The 21,374-nt window shown below is 64.3% G+C and carries 12 protein-coding genes and 1 riboswitch; of the genes, 7 read left to right on the plus strand and 5 right to left on the minus strand.

The genetic code is table 11. The features are described 5' to 3' along the window. Positions 1-31 precede the first annotated feature (31 nt). From ku to gltB, 5 genes are all read right to left on the minus strand, one after another. Positions 32-811 (minus strand): non-homologous end joining protein Ku, encoded by a 780-nt coding sequence (gene ku / locus JFN93_RS09890; RefSeq protein ID WP_199383907.1) that lies wholly within the window; start codon positions 809-811, stop codon positions 32-34. Between the two features lie 388 nt (positions 812-1,199). Then, entirely contained in the window at positions 1,200-1,889 is a 690-nt protein-coding gene (gene gpmA, locus JFN93_RS09895) for a 2,3-diphosphoglycerate-dependent phosphoglycerate mutase (protein ID WP_199383908.1), read from the minus strand. Between the two features lie 22 nt (positions 1,890-1,911). After that, on the minus strand, positions 1,912-2,823 hold the full coding sequence (locus tag JFN93_RS09900) for a YihY/virulence factor BrkB family protein (RefSeq protein WP_199383909.1): 912 nt from the start codon (positions 2,821-2,823) through the stop codon (positions 1,912-1,914). A gap of 69 nt (positions 2,824-2,892) precedes the next feature. Beyond that, positions 2,893-4,371 carry a glutamate synthase subunit beta gene (locus JFN93_RS09905; RefSeq protein WP_199383910.1) on the minus strand — a complete coding sequence of 493 codons (1,479 nt, stop codon included), beginning with the start codon at positions 4,369-4,371 and terminating at the stop codon, positions 2,893-2,895. Between the two features lie 12 nt (positions 4,372-4,383). Then, positions 4,384-8,943, minus strand: a complete 4,560-nt coding sequence (gltB, locus tag JFN93_RS09910; protein ID WP_199383911.1) for a glutamate synthase large subunit — start codon at positions 8,941-8,943, stop codon at positions 4,384-4,386. A gap of 274 nt (positions 8,944-9,217) precedes the next feature. Between gltB and JFN93_RS09915 the strand changes: the two genes are divergently transcribed. From JFN93_RS09915 to JFN93_RS09945, 7 genes are all read left to right on the plus strand, one after another. Next, positions 9,218-9,694 (plus strand): CHRD domain-containing protein, encoded by a 477-nt coding sequence (locus tag JFN93_RS09915; RefSeq protein ID WP_199383912.1) that lies wholly within the window; start codon positions 9,218-9,220, stop codon positions 9,692-9,694. Between the two features lie 552 nt (positions 9,695-10,246). Beyond that, positions 10,247-11,161 carry a M28 family peptidase gene (locus JFN93_RS09920; RefSeq protein ID WP_328753814.1) on the plus strand — a complete coding sequence of 305 codons (915 nt, stop codon included), beginning with the start codon at positions 10,247-10,249 and terminating at the stop codon, positions 11,159-11,161. A 125-nt stretch (positions 11,162-11,286) separates the two neighbouring features. Then, positions 11,287-11,374: riboswitch (cyclic di-GMP riboswitch) on the plus strand. Between the two features lie 225 nt (positions 11,375-11,599). Next, positions 11,600-15,052, plus strand: a complete 3,453-nt coding sequence (locus tag JFN93_RS09925) for an Ig-like domain-containing protein (protein WP_199383914.1) — start codon at positions 11,600-11,602, stop codon at positions 15,050-15,052. Between the two features lie 232 nt (positions 15,053-15,284). Further along, positions 15,285-15,848 carry a DUF488 domain-containing protein gene (locus JFN93_RS09930; RefSeq protein ID WP_215907730.1) on the plus strand — a complete coding sequence of 188 codons (564 nt, stop codon included), beginning with the start codon at positions 15,285-15,287 and terminating at the stop codon, positions 15,846-15,848. Positions 15,849-16,088: 240 nt separating this feature from the next. Then, complete coding sequence (locus tag JFN93_RS09935; protein WP_236021624.1) at positions 16,089-17,828, plus strand: transporter substrate-binding domain-containing protein; 1,740 nt, start codon at positions 16,089-16,091, stop codon at positions 17,826-17,828. Beyond that, positions 17,825-19,246, plus strand: a complete 1,422-nt coding sequence (locus tag JFN93_RS09940) for a sigma-54-dependent transcriptional regulator (RefSeq protein ID WP_199383916.1) — start codon at positions 17,825-17,827, stop codon at positions 19,244-19,246. The genes JFN93_RS09935 and JFN93_RS09940 overlap by 4 nt, the downstream gene beginning before the upstream one ends. A 463-nt stretch (positions 19,247-19,709) precedes the next feature. Further along, a complete protein-coding gene (locus tag JFN93_RS09945) occupies positions 19,710-21,038 on the plus strand; it encodes an anaerobic C4-dicarboxylate transporter (RefSeq protein WP_199383917.1) in 1,329 nt (442 codons plus the stop codon). The last annotated feature ends 336 nt before the right edge of the window (positions 21,039-21,374 follow it).

A 21,374-nucleotide genomic window follows, 5' to 3' on the forward strand; every position in this document is an offset into this window, starting at 1 on the left:
GCTGCGCCCTCTGCGGTGAGCTTCCCTTCCATCAGGCCGCTTCCTTTTTCTTCTGGTTCAGGCTCTCCTTCAGCAGGGCCATGAGGTCCACCACCTTGGTCGGCTGCGGTTTTTCCTCTTTCGGCACCGGCAGGATCCCCTGCGCCTTCTGCTCGATGGTCTTCTTGAGATCCTCGATGTAGGTGTCGTGGTACTGCTCCGGATCAAATTTCACGGTGAGGTGGTCGATCAGGGTCAGCGCCAGGTCGATCTCCGGATCCCGCAGCTTGTCGGTGCCGGGGAGCTTCAGGTCCTTGAACTCCCGCACTTCCGTGGCGTAGCGGACCTGGTTGAGCACGAGCAGGTCATCGATCGGCTTGACCACCCCGAGGCTCCCCCGGTTGCGCAAGACGTAGGTCGCGACGCCGACCTTGCCCGATTTCTTGAGCGCCTCCCGCAGCAGCGCGTAGGGCTTGTCTCCGCCGCGGTCGGGCTCCAGGTAGTACGGCTTCTCGAAGTAGCGCGTGTCGATCTCGGACTCCATTACGAAGCCCAGGATGTCGATCAGGTGCGTCTTCTCGACGTTGGCGTTTTCAAAGTCCTGGTCGGTTAGGACGACGTATTCCCCGTCGGTGTACTCGTACCCTTTCACGATCTCGGTGAACGGTACTTCCTGGTTGTCGTACTTGCATACCCGTTGGTACTTGATCGGGCAGAGGTCGCCTTTGCGCAGCATGTCCAGGTCGAGCGAGTTGCTTTCCGAGCCGCTGTAGAGCTTCACCGGGATGTTCACCAGCCCGAAACTGATTGAGCCGGACCAAAGTGCTCTCATAGCTCCTCCTTTAAGGGATGATGCATCCCCTGAAAGGCCTCTCCGCAATGGATTTGGTCGCCAAAACTCTGCGATAACGTATTTTAACACGATGAGCGATCCGGGATAAAGGCGGGAAAGGGGCTGACAAGGAGGGATTCTTCCGGAGCATTGAAGCAGCGGCCCACCCTGTGGGAGGGCCTTTCCAGGCGCGAATGTCGCAACCGTTGTCACCGCCGGCGGCGGTTCGCGCCAGGAATGGCGCTTCCACAGCAATGTGGGCCGCGTTCCAGCTCGATGGCCTGGCTGTTATGTCGCACCAGAGATCGTCGGAAATGAAAAGGGCGCAGCATGCTGCGCCCCTATCCGCTGCACATCGCCGGTCCGCGACGTCGGTACTCCGGCCTCATCACTTCACATAGTAATGCCGCAGCGGCCTGAGCTCCTCATCCAGCTCGTAGACCAGCGGGGTCCCGGTCGGTATTTCCAGCTCGATGATCTCCTGGTCCGAGATCCGGTCCAGATGCTTCACCAGTGCACGCAGGCTGTTGCCGTGCGCCACGATGAGGGTCCGTTTCCCGCGCCTGAGTTCCGGGACGATCCGCTCTTCCCAACACGGCAGAAACCGCTCCACCGTGTCGCGCAGGCATTCTCCGGCCGGCAGCTGCTCCGGCCGCAGATCCCGGTAGCGCGGGTCGAAACGCGGGTGCCGCGGGTCGCTCTCCTCAAGCAGCGGCGGACGGACGTCGTAGCTTCTGCGCCACAGTTTCACCTGGTCCGCGCCGTACTTCTCCGCAGTCTCGGCCTTGTTCAGCCCCTGCAGCGCTCCGTAGTGCCGCTCGTTTAAGCGCCAGTCGTTGCGCACCGGAATCCACATCAGGTCCATCTCGTCCAAAAGCAGCCACAGGGTCCGGATCGCCCGCTTTAACACCGAGGTGAAGGCAAGGTCGAACATCATCCCTTTTTCCTTCAGGTTTCTTCCGGCGGCCAGGCATTCCTCCCGGCCGCGCTCCGAAATATCCACATCGGTCCAGCCGGTGAAAAGGTTTTCCCGGTTCCACTGGCTTTCCCCGTGCCGCAACAGTACCAGCTGATGCATGTCTGCTCCTTTCCCGCGGGCTCTAACCGGTCCGGCCCAGGGTCTTCTCTCCCTCCACCTTCTCGCCCGGGGCCTTTCCCTCGGCCGAGCTGTGTTCGATGACCGAGTTGATCACCGCTCCCACCAGTATGATGAATCCGCTGATATAAAACCAGAGCAACAGCACGATCACCGCGCCGATGCTTCCGTAGGTCTTGTCGTAGGAGCCGAAGTTGTTGATGTAAAAGGCGAAGAGGAGAGAGGCGATGATCCAGCAGGGAATCGCCACCACCGCCCCCGGGCTGATCCATTTCCATTCCTGCTCCACATCGGGAGTGAAGTAATAGATGATGGCCAGGGCCAGGACCAGGAGGAACAGGACCACCAGATAGGTAGCGATGTCCCAGGTTACCTCCAGGACGTTGCCGAGCTTCATCGTGACGGCGACCCAGCTCCCGATCTGGGTCCCGAACATGAGCAGGGCCAGGGATACCAGGAACAGAAACGCCAGGGTAAACACCAACAGCACCGCCTCGATCCGTTGCTGGTAAAAGGGGCGTCCTTCCTTCACCTCGTAGATGCGGTTCATGACGTCCATGATCGAGGTGACTGCGCTGGAAGAAGACCAAAGCGCCAGTACCACCCCGAGCGAGAGGAGCCCCCCTTTTTTCTTCATGAAGAGCGCCCGGAGGTTGTCGGCGAACAGGTTGAAGGCCTCTTTCGGCAGCAGCTGGCCCGCCTGGTCCATGATGTACTGCATCAGGTTCGGTATCGGCAGGTAGCCGATGAGGGTGGTGAGGAAGAGGAAGAAGGGAAACAGGGCGAACATGAAATAGTAGGCCATGGCGGCCGCATAGGCGTTGACGTCATGTTCGGTGACCTTGGCCATTACCTGTTTCCCGAGGTCCTTGTAACTGGTCGACCCGAGCTTGAAGAACGAGCGGAACGAGAACATGCCGGCCCTCCGTTGTCTATCCCGGTGGGATTGGTGTCGACGACAGGGCAGTGACCTGTCGCCACGTGGTCAAAGCGTCTCCGGTTTCCCCATGAGAAAGGCGTCGCACTCCTGCGCGGCGCGGCGCCCCTCGCTGATCGCCCAGACCACCAGGCTCTGCCCGCGGCGGCAGTCGCCGGCGGCAAAGACTGCGGGGATGCTCGTGGCAAAGCGGTCGTTTTCCCCGCTGATGGTCCCGCTTGCGGTCCGTGCCACCCCGAGGGTGTCCAAAAGCTCCTGCTCCGGACCGACGAAGCCGAGTGCGAGGAGGACCAGCTGTGCCGGAAGGGTCGTTTCGCTCCCGGGGATCGGACCGGGGACGAGGACCCCCGGTTTCTTCTCCTGCCAGCCGACCTCGGCGCACACCACCGAAGCGAGCGTGCCGCCGGCGTCGGGGAGAAAGGCGATGGCGGTCCGGCCGTAGCGACGCGGATCGGCGCTGAACCGCTCGGCGGCCTCTTTCTGCCCGTAATCGGCGGCGTAGACCTTGGGCCATTCCGGCCACGGATTTTCCGGGGCCCGCTGCTGGGGCGGATGCGGCAGGATTTCCAGCTGCACCACGCTCCTACACCCCTGGCGCAGGGCGGTCGCCACGCAGTCGGTCCCGGTGTCGCCACCGCCGATGACGACCACATCCTTCCCCCGCGCCGTTATCGTCTCCGGCACTCCGTCCAGGAGGGTCCGGGTGGCTGCGGTCAGGTACTCGAGGGCGAAGTGGATCCCGGGCAGCTCGCGCCCCCGGACCACCAGGTCGCGCGCCTTTCCGGCGCCGATGGCGACCACGATGGCGTCGTACTCCCGGTACAGGCGCTCGGCGGCAACGTCCTTTCCCACCTCGGTTTTCAGCATGAAGCGGATCCCTTCCGCCTCCAAAAGCTCGATGCGGCGCAGCAGCACCCCTTCCTTTTCCAGCTTCATGTTGGGGATGCCGTACATGAGGAGTCCGCCGGGGCGGTCGTCGCGCTCGTAGACGGTGACGCTGTGCCCGGCGCGGTTCAACTGCAGCGCCGCGGCAAGCCCGGCCGGTCCCGACCCGATCACCGCCACGTTCTTCCCGGTGCGGACCCGCGGGGGGAGGGGAACGATCCAGCCGTTTTCCCACCCCCTTTCCGTGATGGCGTACTCGATGTTCTTGATCGCGACGGCGGGATCGCCGATGGCAAGGACGCAGGAGGCCTCGCACGGGGCCGGGCAGACCCGGCCGGTGAACTCGGGAAAGTCGTTGGTGCGGTGCAGCCGGTCCAGCGCCTGGCGCCAAAGATCGCGATAAACCAGGTCGTTCCATTCCGGGATCAGGTTGTGCAACGGGCAGCCGCTCGCCATGCCGCTCAGGAGGATGCCGCTGTGGCAGAAGGGGGTACCGCAGTCCATGCAGCGCGCTCCTTGCTGCCGGAGCTTGTCCGGCGCCAGCGGGAGGCGAAACTCGTGCCAGTCCTCGAGCCTGGCCTGCGGTTCCCGCTCCGGAGCGGTCTCCCGCGGGTATTCCAGAAATCCGGTGGGTTTGCCCATGGTTGCTCCTTGTCAGTTGGCTCCGCCAAGGCTCGCCCGAAACGCCGCCTCCAGGGCCGCATCCCCCTCGAGCCCCTTCTTGAGGGCCGCCTCCCGCGCCTCCAGGACCCGCTGGTATTCCTTGGGGACCACTTTGGTAAAGAGCGGGAGGTGGTGCTGCCAGGCGGCGAGGATTTCGGCGGCGCGGCTGCTGCCGGTGGAGCGGCGCTGCCGCTCCAAAAGTTCCTTGAGCAGCGCGGCGTCTTCGGGGGCGACGGGACGGATGACGGCAAGGTGGGAGCCGGCCCGGCGCGCGAGTTCCCCGGATGGGTCGAGGACGTAGGCGACCCCGCCGCTCATCCCGGCGGCGAAGTTGCGACCGACCGGGCCCAGGACCAGGACGGTCCCCCCGGTCATGTATTCGCAGCAGTGGTCTCCGGCGGCCTCGACCACCGCGGTGGCGCCGGAGTTGCGCACGCAGAAGCGTTCCCCCGCGGCACCGCTGACGTAGATTTCGCCGCCGGTCGCGCCGTAGCCGGCCACGTTGCCGGTGATGATGTTTTCCGCCGCGGCGAAGCGGCTTCCCTTGGGCGGATACACGATGATCTTCCCGCCGCTCAGCCCCTTGGCGAGGTAGTCGTTCGCCTCCCCTTCGAGCTCCAGGGTCACCCCGGCCGGGAGGAAGGCGCCGAAGCTCTGTCCCGCGGAGCCCCGGAAACAAAGCGAGATGGTGTCTTCGGGAAGCCCGGCGGCGCCGTAGCGCAGGGTGATTTCGTTGCCCAGGATGGTGCCGACGGTGCGGTCCACGTTTCTGATCTCCAGCTCGTGCCGCACGGAAGCCCCCGACTCCAGGGCCGGACGGCACAGATCCAGCAGGGTGGTGAGGTCCAGGGAATCCTCCAGACCGTGGTCCTGTCCCTTCGTCCCGTCCGGTTCCGCCGCCGGGTGGCGGGGGCGGAAGAGGATGGGGGAGAGATCGATGCCGGCCGCGGCGGCCGCGTCGGCATCGACTTCCAGAAGGTCGCCGCGTCCCACCAGGTCGGCCAGCGAGGCGACCCCGAGCCCGGCCATGATCTCCCGCAACTCCCGGGCGACGTATTCCAGGTAACGGACCACGTGCTCCGGCTTTCCGGTGAAGCGCCGGCGCAGCTCCGGGTCCTGGGTCGCGATCCCCGCCGGGCAGGTGTTCTGGTGGCAGACCCGCATCATCAGGCATCCCAGGGCGACCAGGGGGCCGGTGGCAAAGCCGAACTCCTCCGCCCCCAAAAGCGCCGCGATCGCCACGTCCCGGCCGGTGCGCAGCTGTCCGTCGGTTTCCAGGACCACCCGGTCGCGCAGGCCGTTGGCCAAGAGGGTCTGGTGGGCCTCGGCGAGCCCGATCTCCCAGGGAAGCCCGGCGTGGCGGATGCTGGAAAGCGGGGAGGCGCCGGTCCCGCCGTCGCAGCCGCTGATCAGGATGACGTCCGCCTTTGCCTTGGCGACCCCGGCCGCGATGGTCCCGACGCCGCTTCGGGAAACCAGCTTGACGCTGATCCGGGCACGGCGGTTGGCGCACTTGAGGTCCCGGATCAGCTGGGCCAGGTCTTCGATGGAATAGATGTCGTGGTGCGGGGGCGGGGAGATGAGACCCACTCCGGGGGTGGTGTGGCGGGTGCGGGCGATTTCCGGAAAGACCTTGCCGCCGGGGAGTTCCCCCCCTTCGCCCGGTTTTGCCCCCTGGGCCATCTTGATCTGGATCTCGGTGGCGTTGGAAAGGTAATGGCTGGTGACGCCGAAGCGCCCCGAGGCGACCTGCTTGATCGCGCTGTTTCTCGAGTCGCCGCCGGGCGCGTCGGCAAAGCGGACCGGGTCCTCCCCCCCTTCGCCGGTGTTCGATTTCCCTCCCAGCCGGTTCATGGCGATGGCGAGGGTCTCGTGCGCTTCCTTGCTGATCGACCCGTAGCTCATCGCGCCGGTCTTGAAGCGCTGCACGATGCTGGAGACCGGCTCGACCTTCTCGATCGGGATCGGGGCACCCTTTGCGAAATTGAGGAGGCCGCGCAGGGTGGCGCGCCGGGTCCAGGCGTCGGTAAGCTCGGAAAAAAGGCGGAACTGCGCGTAATCCCCGGCCCGGACCGCCTGCTGGAGCAGATGGATCGAGCGGGGGGTGAACTGGTGTTCCGTGCCGTCGGCGCGCCACTGGTAGATGCCGCCGGAGGGAAGGGTTTCCGGTACCCACTGGCGCGGGGCGAACGCGGCGCGATGGCGCTGGGCCACCTCGGCCGCGATTTCCGGCAGCCGCATCCCGCCGACCCGGGAGGGGGTGCCGGTGAAATAGCGCTCCACGAGCGCCTGGTCGAGCCCGATCGCCTCGAAGATCTGCGCTCCCCGGTACCCCTGCGCCGTGGAGATCCCCATCTTGGCCATGGTTTTCACCACCCCCTTGAGGGATGCGGCCCGGTAGTTGCGCTGGGCCTGCACCGGGTCCATGCCGGGAAGAAATCCCTCGCGCTGCAGCTCCTGCACGCTGCGCAGGGCGAGGTAGGGATTGACGGCGTCGGCCCCGTAACCGATCAAAAGGGCGAAGTGGTGCACCTCGCGCGGCTCACCGGACTCCACGACCAGGGAAGTCTCGGTGCGCGCCCCCTCGCGGATCAGGTGATGGTGCAGTCCGGAAACCGCCAGAAGCGCCGGGATCGGGAGGTGGTTGCGGTCCACCCCCCGGTCGGAAAGGACCAGGATGTTGCAACCCTCCTTGACCGCCGTGAGCGCCGCTTCGAAGAGCGCCTCCAGTCCCCGCCGCAGCGGGGTGGGGGCGAGGTTTGAGCGGTAGAGGGCCGGCAGGGTGGCGACTTTGAACCCCGGCTCCTTGATGTGGCGCAGCCGCTCCAGTTCCGGGTCGGTCATGATCGGGTGGCGCAGCCGGACCAGGCGCGCCGGGTCGGGGACGGCGGCCAGGAGGTTGCCGCGGGCGCCGAGGTAGGTCTCGGTGGCGGTGACGATCTTCTCGCGGATCGGGTCGATGGGCGGGTTGGTCACCTGGGCGAAGTGCTGGCGGAAAAAATCGTAGAGGAGCTGGGGTTGCCCGGAAAGTGCCGCCAGCGGCGTATCCACCGCCATCGACCCCAGGGGCTGCTGGCCGGTCCGGGCCATCGGTTCCAGGATCAGGCGGAGTTCCTCGTAGTTGTAGCCGAAGGCGATCTGGAGCTGGAGCAGCGGTGGGGCCGCCGGCCTGGACGGCGGGGGATCGGCAAGCTCTTCGAGGGTCACCTGCTGGGCGTCCAGCCACTGCCGGTAGGGCTTCTCCGCGGCGAGCCGGCTCTTGATCTCGTCGTCGTCGACGATGCGCCCCTGCGCGAGGTCGGCGAGGAAGAGCTGCCCCGGATGGACCCTCCCCTTGGCCACGATCCGCTCCGGCTCGATCGGAAGGGCCCCCGCCTCCGACCCCAGGACCACCAAACCGTCGCAGGTCAGGCAGTAGCGGAGCGGACGCAGCCCGTTGCGGTCCAGGATGGCGCCCACGTAGCGGCCGTCGGTGCAGACGAGGGCGGCCGGGCCGTCCCACGGCTCCATCAGCGTGGCATGGTAGCGGTAGAAGGCCTTGAGCTCGGCGGGGATCTCCTCGTTGTTTTCCCATGCCTCGGGGACCATCATGAGCATCGCGTGCGGCAGCGAGCGCCCGGCCATCAGGAGCAGTTCCAGGCAGTTGTCCAGCATCGCCGAGTCGGAACCTTCCTCGTCGATCACCCGCCCCAGCCCCGCGCCGGTGTACTTCCCCAAAAGCCAGGGTGCCTCCAGCCGCCCCTCCCGCGCCTGCATCCAGTTCACGTTACCGCGCAGCGTGTTGATCTCGCCGTTGTGGGCCAGCAGCCGGTACGGGTGAGCCCGATGCCACGCGGGGAAGGTATTGGTGGAAAACCGGGAATGCACCAGGGCGAGCGCGCTTTCCAGGGCCGGGTCGCTCAGGTCCGGGTAGTAGCGGGTGAGCTGGGCCGGGGTGAGCATCCCCTTGTAGACCAGGGTCCGGCTCGACATGCTGGCTACATACCAGTAGGGATCGTAGCCGGTCCGGCGCAGCTCGGCGTCGGTGCGTTTGCGGGCCAGGTAGAGGCGGCGCTCGAAGTCGAGTCCCGGCGCGAACCGGCCCCGGCCCAGGAAACACTGCCTCATCACCGGCTCCGCGGAGCGGGCTCCCTTGCCGAGATAGCTGTTGTCGGTGGGGGTGTCGCGCCAGCCGAGCGGCTCCAGCCCTTCGGCCGCGGCGGCGCGTTCCAGGGCGGCACAGCAGGTCGCGCGCCGGGCCGGGTCGGGGGAGGCAAAGACCATCGCCACCGCGTAATCGCCGGGGGGCGGCAGTGGTCCCGCGGCGGGGCGGAACTGTTCCCGGAGGAAGCGGTCCGGAAGCTGCAACAGGATCCCCGCGCCGTCCCCGGTGTTGTGCTCGCAGCCGCAGGCGCCCCGATGGTTGAGGTTCGCGAGCATCTCCAGCCCCTGGGAGACGATGCGGTGGGATGGGGTCCCGTCCAGCTGCGCGACGAATCCCACGCCGCAGGCGGCATGCTCGGCACGCGGGTTGAAGAGTCCCTGCTGTTTAGGCACGTGGGTCGGTGTCATGGGATGGCGCGCTCCAGAAAAATCCTGCCTCGGTCACTGGTTGACGGTTGTTTCGATGAGTCTGATCGCTAACGTCACTGCACCTCAGCGGCCCCGACTGGTTCAGTATTGAGCCGGAGCTGAGGGAGACTGGTCCGGATCGGAAAGTGGAAAGAATAGCTTAAAAGAATCAAATGAAAATAGTTGTAACCCACCGCGGGATCGGCATTGACAACAAAACGATTCAATGCTTTACTAGCGACCGTTAATTAATCCCATCTACAGGAGGAGCACAATGAGAAGAATGAAGTTCATGCTGCTGGTCGTTCTTTCGGTTCTGGTGACGACATCGCTTTGCTGGGGCGCCGGTACCAAACGGTTCCATGCCAAGATGAAAGGGGACGACGAGGTGCCGGCGGTCAAGACCAAGGCCACCGGGACGGCGGAATTCGCCCTGAGCAAGGACGGCAAGGAACTGGCGTACAAGGTGTCGGTGAAGAACATCGTCAGCCCCAACGCGGCCCACATCCACCTGGGGAAAAAAGGGGAGAGCGGCGGCCCGGTGCTGGACCTGTTCAAGGGGCAGAAAAAGCGCCAAGGTAAGGTGAGCGGCCTTCTGGCCCAGGGGATCGCTTCCGACAAGGACCTGATCGGCGACCTGCAGGGGAAAACGCTCGCCGATCTCGTCGCGCAGATCAAAGCCGGCGATGCGTACGTCAACGTCCACACCGAGGCCTTCCCCGACGGTGAGATCCGCGGGCAAATCAAGTAGTCTGCCGGTCATCCCTTTTCGGCAGCTCAATTCCGGTGACAGATCCTCCAATTCGGCTTCATGGCACGTGGGCACCACGGGTGACGACCCGGTGGGCACCAACGGCCATGAGGCCTTTTTTTGTTCTTCCGGACGTTGCCGGTATTCGGCTCGGCTCGCTCCTAAGGTGGACCTTGGGAACGAGGATGGGCAGGGTACCAGGGGCGACGCACCATCAAACTTTCCCCCCGTAAAAGGGTGTAACAAAATGGACTGTCCAAAATGTTACAGCGACACGGTAACCGTCGGTTATCGCAGACCTTTGTTGCTGCAGTCGGGGCGGCCTGTAACAAAATGGACAGCAGGTCCCATCGGGCCCTACCCCCGCTCACCTGTCGGCAGTTAATGAAAACGGTGGTTTAGCTGCGGGCCTTGCCGCTGCGGCTGCGGCACGATTCTTGATATGAATTCACCTGGTAAGGCGCTGCCGATGCACATCCAGTGCGGGTTTGCAGTTGGAACGCAATGCCGCCTGCCGGTGGAAATACGGCGCGGCAGGCACAGGAGAACGTAGTGGATTCATTCCAGGAACTGGTAGGGCAGGTCTGCAGCAGCAGGATCAGAAGCCACATCGAAGCATTGCAGGGACCTCGGCACCCGGTTGCGGCGCCGTCGGCGCTGGAAGCGGCGGCAGCGTACATCGAGCAGAACCTTAAAGGGGCCGGCTACGAGGTGAACGACCTCTGGTTCCAGGACAGCGGGGCGAAGTACCGGAACCTGATGGCCTCCCTCCCGGGGACGCTTTACCCGGATGAGCGCGTGCTGGTGGTCGCCCATTACGATACCGTCGCCCAGACCCCCGGGGCCGACGACAATGCCAGCGGCATCGCCTTGCTGCTGGAGCTTGCCGCCGCACTCCGGCCGTTCCGGTTCGAGCGAACCGTCGATTTCATCGCGGTGAACCTGGAAGAGAACGCCCGCGACGACGAACCGCTTTCGGGGACCAGGGGGAGCCTGGCGCTGGCAAACCATGCGCGGGAGATGGGGTGGCGGGTGAACGGGGCCATCGTGCTGGAATCGGTGGCCTACGCCGGGGACGACGTCGTCCAGACGGCTCCCGAGGGGATACCGTTCAAGGTTTCCGAGGTCGGCAACTTCATCGCCGCGGTGGGGAACGAGAACTCGATTGCGATGCTTTTGAAGTTCGCCGGGGTGATCGACCGGTACCAGGTGCCGCTCCCGTACCTGATCCTGGCGGTGCCGGGAAACGGGGAGAGCATCCCCGACACCCGCCGCAGTGACCACGCCCCGTTCTGGGACAACGGCTTCAAGTCCGTGATGCTGACCGACACTACCAACTTCCGCAACCCGCACTATCACCAACCCACCGATACCATCGAGACCCTGAACCTCTGCTTCGCCACCGAGGTCTGCCGGGCCACGGGCGGTCTCATCATGGAACTTGCCGGGGTGGACGGCGCGGCCTAGACCGCCATTTCGCACCAGATGGGGCTGACTGCCCGGGCAGGTCTTACCGGGGCGCCGGACCGGCCAATCTTGACACCCCGTCCGCCGGTGTGAAACTTTCGGTAAATCTGCCGCGTTTCTCTTTCTTCCGATAAAGCCAACTCCGTCTGCAAGGCGGGGACGGAAAGCCAAGGGTCTCCCTCAAGATTTTGAGAAGATGGCCGGGCCGCCGAAGAACGCAACACCTTCGGCGGCCCGGCTGTTTTTTTACCTTCCTTGTCACCGGTGGGCCTCGGTCTCGGCAGCTGCTTTGGGCCGCCAAGGTCCGGAGGCGGAGTTACCTCCACCGGCTGCTGGCCGGTTCGGGTGTCTTTGCCTCCATCTGCTTCCGGTGGCGGGTGGATCCGACGAGGGTGTTGGAATGGGGGGAACCGCCGACGCACGCAATGGAGGTTTATCATGAACGTCTCGAACCAAAGCCGGTTCATTTCCGGTACGCCTTCACCCGCCGCGAATTTCGCGGCAGACGCCGGAACGCCCATCCGGACCCCCGGTGTCACCCTTTTCCGAAACCTTGCCGCCCTTGGTGCCGTGCTCTGGGTTCTTGTTGCCTCGGCCGTCCCGGTGCACGGAGCGATAGCAATCGATGCGACCGCGGTGCGCAACCAGTCATCCCCTTCGACAAGCATCACGACACCTTCCTTTTCGACACGGTCGTCCAACGAGTTGCTGCTCGCTTTCATCGCTACCGACGCCTCGGCCCCGGGGATCCAGGTGACCGGCGTTTCGGGCGCCGGAGGGCTCACTTGGGTGCTGGTGCGGCGGACCAACGTGCAGCTTGGAACATCCGAAATCTGGCGTGCCTTCGCTCCGACGACCCGTTCCAATGTCACGGTCCGCGCCAATCTCTCGCAGAGGGTGGCTGCGTCGCTAACCGTGGTGACCTTCTCCGGGGTCGATCCCAGTGGAACCAACGGCTCCGGAGCGGTAGGCGCGACCGGCAGCGGCAACGCCAATCCCGGGGCCCCCACCGCGAGCCTGGTGAGCTCACGCCCCGGTTCCTGGGTTTTCGGCGTCGGCAACGATTGGGATCGTGCCCAGGCGCGCACCGTGCCCACCGATCAGACGATGGTCAACCAGTATCTCGCCACTACCGGGGACACCTTCTGGGTCCAGCGCCAATCGAGCACCAACCCCGCCAGCGCGACTACGGTAACCATTAACGACACCGCGCCCGCCACCGACCGCTACAACCTCACCCTCGCCGAGATTTTGCCCCCCGTCAGCGTTTCAACCTACAGCATTTCCGGGAGTGTCACTCCCGCCTCCCTGGGGAGCGGGGCGGTTGTGGCGCTCACCCAGAACGGGAACGCGGTTGCCACCGCCACCGTCGACAGTACGGGTACCTATCTCTTTGCCGCCGTCCCGAACGGGACCTATGACGTAAATCCCGCCAAGAGCGGCGTCGCCTTTTCCCCGACCGGGTTACCCGGGGTGACGGTGAATGGGGCTGCCTTGTCTCTTCCCCCCTTCACGGCAACCGCTTCGATTATCGGCACCATCACCCCGGCGACGGCCGGCGCGGGGTCCCTGGTCACCCTGAGCGGCCCCAACGCGCTCTCCCTTACCGCGACCGCCAACGCGTCCGGAGTTTACAGCTTCACCTCCCTCTCCACCGGAAGCTACACGGTGACCCCGAACAAGGCCGGGTTCACCTTTTCCCCTGCGTCCCAGCCGATCACCATTTCCAGCGGGAGCGTCACTGCCAATTTCACCGCGACTGCCGTGACAACCTACTCGATAACCGGCTCGATTGCACCGGCTTCCGGCGGCAGCGGCACCCTGCTGACCCTGAGCGGTACTGCGGTTGGAAACACGACGGCCGACGCATCCGGAACCTTCAGCTTTACCGGCCTGAACAACGGCAGCTACACGATCACCCCGAGCAAGAGCGGGTTCTCCTTCACGCCGGCATCCCAAGCCGTAACGATCAACGGATCCAACGTTTCCGGTGTCGCTTTCGCCGCCTCGGCGACCGCACCGCCGCCGCTCAACTACCCGGACCTGAGCGACATCATCCCGACGGGCCAGATCTCGGTCGTGGGTACCGGCTCAAGCCGGGTACTGCAGTACACCCATGACACGTACAACGGCGGGAGCGGCCCCCTGGTGATCCAGCCGAGCTACAATCCCGCCTCCGGGACCTACCAGGGCACTCAGTACATCTACCAACTCAGCGGCGGGACCTGGAGTGTGGCGCAGCAGATTCCGCTTGCCGGCGCCTTCGTCTTTTCCGCCGACCATGCCCATTTCCACTTCCCGTTCACCATGTACGGGCTCTACTCCGTTGCCCCCGGCGGCGGTATCGGTGCGCCGGTCGCGGTGAGCCCCAAGATCGAGTTTTGCATCAACGACTCCTTCATCTACTCTCCCGCGCTCCCCAATGCCGGCGCTTTGGGGAACCTCGGCCCCTGCACCGACCCGACCTCGTTGCGCGGCCTGGACATCGGCGCCGTGGACGAGTATGACCAGACCGACCCGGGGCAGAACATCTCCCTGGCCAACGTCCCGGACGGCACCTACTGGTTCCGGGCCATCGTGGACCCGGACAACTTCTTCTCCGAAAGTGACAAGAGCAACAATGAGACCGATGTCCTCCTTACCATCGCGGGCAACAGCGTCACCGCACAGCAACTGGTTTCCCCGGTCCTCCCTGCGCCACCCGTAGTCTCCTGGAGCGCACCGGCCGACCTGAGTACCGTTTCCGGCAGCGTGGCCCTCAGCGCTACCACCGGTACGGGAGCCCCGGTCCAATTCCTGCTGGACGGGCAGCCTCTTGGTGCCCCGGTTGCCGCTTCCCCGTACGAGCTGGGGTGGGACACCACGACGGTTCCTAACGGGGTGCACTGGCTTGCCGCCCAGAGCGTCGATCCCTCCAGCGGCAGGACCGGGACGTCGTCGGTGGCACGGCTCACCGTCTCCAATGCCGGCACCTCCCAGCCTCCGGTAGTTACCGTTACCGGCCCGGCCAGCGGCACGACCGTATCGGCGACCGTGATCGTTTCCGCGACGGTTGCCGACTCGGCTGCCATTACCGGGGTGCAGTTTTACGTGGACGGCGTTGCGATCGGTCCTCCGCTGACCGCTCCGCCCTATCTCGCCTACTGGGATACCGTTGGATTAAGCCAGGGGCAGCACCAGATAACCGCTACGGCAACCGATGCCCTTTTCCTTACGGGCACTTCGGCTCCGGTTACCGTCACCGTCGATAACTCCCACCCCGCCAACCTCATTGGGATCGATGCCACCGTATTCAGTGACGCTGGCAACACCATGACCACGCCGGCCTTCTCGACGACGACCGCCTCGGATCTACTGGTTGCCTTCGTCGCGTATGACGGGCCGTCGAACGCCCCCCAGACCGCCACCGTTAGCGGTGCGGGGCTGACCTGGACCCTGCTTAAGAGGTCCAACGTGCAACACGGCACTTCGGAGATCTGGGTGGCTAAGGCGTCGACCCAGCTCTCCAACGCCACCGTCCTTTCCCAGCCGGGTGTTACCGGGTATCACGGGTCCCTGGTTGTCGTGGCCTTCACCAACGCATCGGGACCGGGAGTTGTCGGTCAGGCCAGCGCCCCGTCCGGTGCTCCAGATATCTACCTTCCGGGGGTCGCCGCCGGAAGCTGGGTCTTTGCCGTGGGAAACGACTGGGACAACGCGGTAACCCGGAGCCCATCCACCGGGCAGGTGCTGGTCCACCAGCGTCTCGATTCCAGCACCGGTGATACCTATTGGGTCCAGTCAACCGCGGCACCGTCCACCGTGAGCGGTCTGGTTGACATTCACGACGACGCTCCCACCGCGGACCAGTGGAACTATGCCGCCGTTGAAATCGTGGCCACCCGGCAGTAATCACCCCATGCCACAGCCGAGCCATGTCCGCAGCTAGTGGTTACCGTGCATTGGCCGGGGTAGGAGCGGCATTCCGGGACCAAAGTACCCGGAAGCGCGGCAGGAATGCCGCTCCTGTACCCCCAAGGTACCCCTGCTGGTACATTGGGGCTGGTTTTTGGTAGCATGCAGATAAAAGACCGGTGCGGGAGGGGATATTATGCCGGGCAGTCGTGGAAGGAAATCGGGGGAAATGCCAGATGGGGGGCCGGTGGTCGTTACCGTTTATACCCTCGGTCACGGCACTTTAAGCGCCGATGCCTTCCTGGCCATACTGCAGCAGTACGGGATCCGGCGGCTGGTGGACGTTCGGGCCGTGCCGCGTTCGCGCCACAACCCGCAGTTCGAAAAGGACGTGCTGAGCCCTTACCTCCGGATTCGCGGGATCAAATACCTGCACCTCAAGGAACTGGGCGGCTGGCGCCGGCACGTACGGCCGGACCCGGACAACGCCGGGTGGCGCAATGCCTCGTTCCGCGGCTTTGCCGATTACATGCAGACACCTGAGTTCGTCGCCGCCCTGACCAGGCTGATCCATCTGGCGCGGGACATGACCACCGCCATCATGTGCGCCGAGACCGTCCCCTGGCGCTGCCACCGTTCGCTCATCGCCGATGCGCTCATCGTCCGGGGGGTAGCGGTGATCGACCTCATATCCAGCACCAGTTCCAAGCCCCACCCCCTGACGCCGATGGCCCGGGTCGAGGGGCGGCGGATCACCTATCCGTTGTCTGCACCAAACCCACCACCGGCATAACGAGCGCCCGACCCGCCGCCGAACACGGAGCCGGAAAGCTCCTGGTTATCCGAATGGTTGGGGCGCATGCGTTCACGGGGTGGACCCTGGGAATGAGGGCACTTTCCTGGTAACTCCCGGTACCGTCCAGGAAGCTCATTGCCGATGGCGTATCAGATTAAAATAAGGTATGGTGTACGAACTCTCACTCATCTGCTGTATCTGATCTTGCTCTATCCTATGACAGGAAGAACCCTCACTATGAGAGCTTTCCTCATTGCTATAACATCGCTGGTTCTCACGGTAGCGAGCCTGGCTGTGACCTCGACCGCCGCCGAGCCCGATCCCTCCTCGACCCGCACCATCGTCGTCGGCGGCGACCGCGACTACCCGCCTTACGAGTTCCTGGACCAAAACGGCCGGCCCTCCGGTTTCAACGTCGAACTTACCCGGGCCATCGCCGAGGTCATGGGGATGCGGGTCGAGTTCCGCCTGGGCGGCTGGTCGGAAATGCGCCGCGCTCTCCAGGACGGCTCCGTGGACGTATTGGAAGGGATGTCCCACTCCGAGGAACGGGGCACCGAGGTCGATTTCTCGCTCCCCCACTCCATGGTGAACCATGCCATCTTCGCCCGTCGCGACTCTCCGCCGGCCAACTCGCTCGCCGACCTGGCGGGAAGATCGGTCGCCGTCCATCGCGGCGGCATCATGCACGACTACCTGGTCCGTTCCGGGTTTACCGGGCGCATCGAGCTCACCCCGACCCCGGCCGACGCGCTGCGCATGGTCGCCGCGGGCAAGACCGACTACGCCATCGTTGCCATCGTCCCGGGGATGTACCTGATCCGGGAGCTGAAGCTTTCCAACGTGTTCCCGGCGGTGCGCAACGTCGCCACCCATCGCTACGGATATGCGGTCAAAAAAGGAAACGACGAGCTCCTTTCCCGTTTCAACGAGGGGATGGCGATCCTGCGCAAGAACGGGCAGTACGACGCTCTCTATAACAAGTGGCTTGGTGTGCTGGAACCGGACCGGATCAACTGGACCACCGTCATCAAGTACGGCGCCATCGTGGTCGTCCCGCTGGTGTTGCTGCTCGGCACCTTCGCGCTCTGGTCGCGCACCCTGCACCGGCAGGTCGCGCTGCGCACCGGCGACCTGACCCGGGAGATCGCCGAACGCAAGCACGCCGAAGAGGAGCTGCGTCTCAACCAACAGCAGCTGGTGCAGGCGGACAAGATGGCGGCGCTGGGGGTGCTGGTCTCCGGCGTCGCCCATGAGATCAACAACCCGACCGGGCTGATTCTCCTCGACCTGCCGCTGCTCAAACGGGCCCACCGCGACACCGCCGCCATCCTGAACCAGCACTACCAAAGCGAAGGCGATTTTCTCCTGGGAGGCGTTCCCTACAGTGAGATGTCCACCGAGATACCGCGCATGCTGGACGAGATGCAGGAAGGGGCCCAGCGCATCAAGCGGATCGTGAACGATCTGAAGGACTTCGCCCGCCGTGACGACGCCGGCGACAAGATGCTGGTCGATCTCAACGAGGTGATCCGGACCGCCCTGCGCCTGGTGGAGCCGACTATCCGCCGGGCCACCAACCGCTGCCAGGTGGAGCTGGACGAGGAGCTCCCGAAGGTATGGGGTAACGCGCAACGGATTGAACAGGTCGTGGTGAACCTGGTGCTGAACGCCTGTCAGGCCCTCCCCGATGCCGACCGCGGGGTCATGATCAGCACCCGGTACAACCGCAGTACCGACAACGCAATCGTCGTGGTTCGTGACGAGGGGGTGGGCATCGCGCCGGAAAACCTTTCCCGGCTGACCGACCCGTTCTTTACCACCAAGCGCGACAGCGGCGGCACCGGGCTCGGGCTTTCGGTATCCGCCGGGATCGTCAAGGAGCACGGCGGGCAGCTTTCCTTCGACTCGATCCTGGGCCTGGGGAGCAGCGTCACCTTTTCGCTCCCCGTTGCCACCAAGGAGGGAACCGCATGACCGTGCCGACCTATCCCGACTTCGGCATCCTGCTCATCGACGACGAGCCGGCTTGGCTGAAGTCCCTTTCCTTGACCTTGAGAAGCTGCGCCGGGTTGACCAACATCACCACCTGCCAGGACAGCCGCGAGGTGATGGGGATCCTCGACCAGGGAGGTATCGGGCTGGTGCTCCTCGACCTGACCATGCCGTATCTCTGCGGCGAGGAACTGCTCAAGCGGATCGGCGAATGCCATCCCGAGATCACCGCAATCGTGGTGAGCGGGCTGAACCAGCTCGAAACGGCGGTCCGCTGCATGAAGCTCGGCGCCTTCGACTATTTCATCAAGACCGACGAGGAGGACCGGATCGTCGGCGGCGTGCTTCGCGCCGTCCGGATGCAGGAAATGCAACGCGATTACCGCGCCCTTTCCAGCCGGCTGGCTTCCGGAGGGCTGCGCCACCCCGAGGCCTTTGGCTCCGTCGTTACCGGGGACCGTGGCATGCTCGCCGTCTTTTCCTACATCGAGGCGGTGGCGAACAGCCCCCAGCCGCTGTTGATCCAGGGGGAGAGTGGGGTAGGGAAGGAGCTGATCGCCCAGGCGGCGCACCAGCTGAGCGGCTGCCGCGGCAAACTGGTGACGGTGAACGTCGCCGGCCTCGACGATACCGTTTTTGCGGACACCCTGTTCGGACACGTCCGGGGCGCCTACACCGGCGCGGACAGCATGCGCCGCGGCATGGTGGAGGAGGCCGCCGACGGCACCCTGTTCCTGGACGAGATCGGGGACCTGAGCATCCCGTCGCAGGTCAAGCTTTTGCGGCTGCTCCAGGAGGGGGAATTCTTCCCGCTCGGCTGCGATATACCCAAACGCCTCAAGGCGCGGGTCATCGTCGCCACGCACCAGGACCTGGAAGCAAAGGAGAGAGAAGGGAAGTTCCGCCGTGACCTTTACTTCCGGCTGCGCACCCACCAGGTCCAGATCCCCCCGCTCCGGGAACGGGTCGCGGACATCCCGTTGCTGCTGGATCACTTCCTCACCGAGGCGGCCCGGACCCTGGGCAAGAAAAAGCCCCATCCCGCCCGGGATCTGGCTCCCTTGCTGGCGGGCTACGAGTTCCCCGGCAACGTCCGGGAGCTCAAGGCCATGGTTTTCGACGCCGTGAGCCTGCATCAGGAAGGGCCCTTGTCGACGGCGAGCTTCGTGAAGGCAGTGGGGCGGGGCCAGGGGGAAGGGACGGCGGTGGTGCGCCAGGCTCCCCGCAAGAATCCCTTCTCCGGCTTTCCCGAGCTTCCCACCTTCAGTGCCGCGGCCGGTTTTTTGGTGATGGAGGCGATGGACCGCGCCGGTGGGAACCAGACCCTGGCGGCACGGCTCCTCGGGATCTCGCAGCCGGCCCTTTCCAAGCGGCTGAAGATGCTGAAGAGCGGAGAGTAGACCGCGGGTGAGTACTGACACAGCTCCGATAACACCCCCCTTTGACAAAGGTGTATAGACCGGGGACAGGGGAGATCATCTCTTAAGGTGCTTGGTGAAGGTCCTTCCGGTTAAACAAAACCTCAGAACCAAATCCCCCTTTGTCAAAGGGGAACTGCAAACCCGGGTTAATGCTGTACCAACCGGCCCTCGAACTATAACCTCTGGTTATAACCATAACCTCACGGCATGACGCGCAAAAAAGCCTTTATATTACAGGCTCTTTTGTGCGGCGTGCCGTTTTGTTTATAACCTCCGGTTATGATTTCCCGGGTGCCGGCCGCCGGGCTCGTGGCTGCCTAACGCGTTTAAAAACGGCTAGTTATGTCGTTGGACGGCCGTTGGCATTCTCCATGCTCTAGTACGGGTAAGGAATTAGAGCGTAACCCGCTCACGACTCGTTAAAAGCATTTGGAGGTGTCCCATGGCAATGTTCTGGATCCAATTCGCCCTCGTTCTCGGCGCGGTGCTCGTCGGCATCCGTCGGGGCGGCGTCGCCCTCGGTCTCATCGGTGGTCTCGGCGTCACCGTGCTCAGCATCGGTTTCCGCGATTCCCCGTCCGATCCCCCGATCGCGGTCATGCTGATCATCCTGGCGGTGGTAACCGCTTCGGCAACCCTGCAGGTGGCCGGCGGCCTCGACTACCTGGTGCAGCTCACCGAGCGGATGCTGCGCGCCCATCCCAAGTTCGTCACCATCCTGGCCCCGCTATCCACCTTTGCCCTCACCATGTGCGTCGGGACCGGTCACGCCGTCTATGCGCTCCTTCCGGTCATCGCCGACGTGGCGATCAAAACCGGCATCCGTCCGGAACGCCCGATGGCCATCTCCTCGGTGGCGTCGCAAATGGGAATCACCGCGAGCCCGGTCGCCGCGGCGGTCACCTTCTTCCTGGGATTCTCAGCCAAAGTCGGCCATCCGGTAACCCTGATGAACATTCTTTCGGTCACCGTTCCGGCCGGGATAGTCGGCGTTCTCGCCGCCGCCGCCTGGAGCTTCAACCGTGGCAAAGACCTGGACAAGGATGCGGAATTCCAGGACCGCTTGAAAGATGCCGACTTCCGCAAATCCCTCGATGCCGACGTTACCACCCTGGACAAGAAGATCTCCATCACCGCGAAGCTTTCCGTGCTCCTCTTCTTCACCGGCGTCGCCACCATCATCCTCTTCGCGGTCTGCCCGAACCTGCTGCCGATAGGGCTCGACAAGAAGCCGGTCCCGATGACCACGGTCGTCCAGTTCGTCATGCTCGCCTACGGGGCCTTCATCATGTTCCTGGGTGACGTGAAGGCCAAGGAAATCGCCCACTCCAGCGTCTTCATCGCCGGGATGATCGCGGTCGTCTCCATCTTCGGGATCGCCTGGATGAGCGATACCTTCATCACCGCCAACAAGAAGTTCCTGGTCGACAACATCGGCATCATGGTGAAGATGGCTCCCTGGACCTTCGGCATCGCGACCTTCTGCATCTCGGCCTTCGTTAAAAGCCAGGCGGCCACCCTGGCGATCACCCTCCCGCTCGGCGTTGCCCTGGGACTTCCGATCCCGCTGCTTTTGGGGCTGGTTCCGGCAAGCTACGCCTACTTCTTCTTCGCCTTCTATCCGAGCGACCTCGCGGCCATCAACTTCGACCGCACCGGCACCACCCGGATCGGGAAGTACCTGCTCAACCACAGCTTCATGATCCCGGGGCTCATCGGCGTCGGCACCTCCACCCTCGTGGCCTACGCCATCGCCGGGGTGATCCTGTAAGCCATTGGCGGCTGCAGCCGCCTATGGGACACCTTCGCAATAATGGAAAAGCCCCCGCTTCGGCAGGGGCTTTTTCCGTTTTTCAGTATTGGGAAAAATAAGGGATGCGGTAGGGCGAGGGCAAATGCAAAGGAGATGGGCGCAGCATGCTGCGCCCCTACTGATGCAACACGCCTTTTTTACCAGGGGAGGACGATTCCAAGTCTCGCGACAAAAATGTCGCTCCTACCGACGCGGTCATGCGGACATCCGATGCCCACTCGGAGGCTGTTGGGTAGCGTAAGAAATGCACAAGCCCCGCCGTTGCCGGCGGGGCTTGTGGCACCTGTCTACGAT

Origin of the sequence: Geomesophilobacter sediminis (assembly GCF_016458275.1) — a bacterium.
In the GTDB taxonomy this organism is placed as follows: domain Bacteria; phylum Desulfobacterota; class Desulfuromonadia; order Geobacterales; family Geobacteraceae; genus Geomesophilobacter; species Geomesophilobacter sediminis.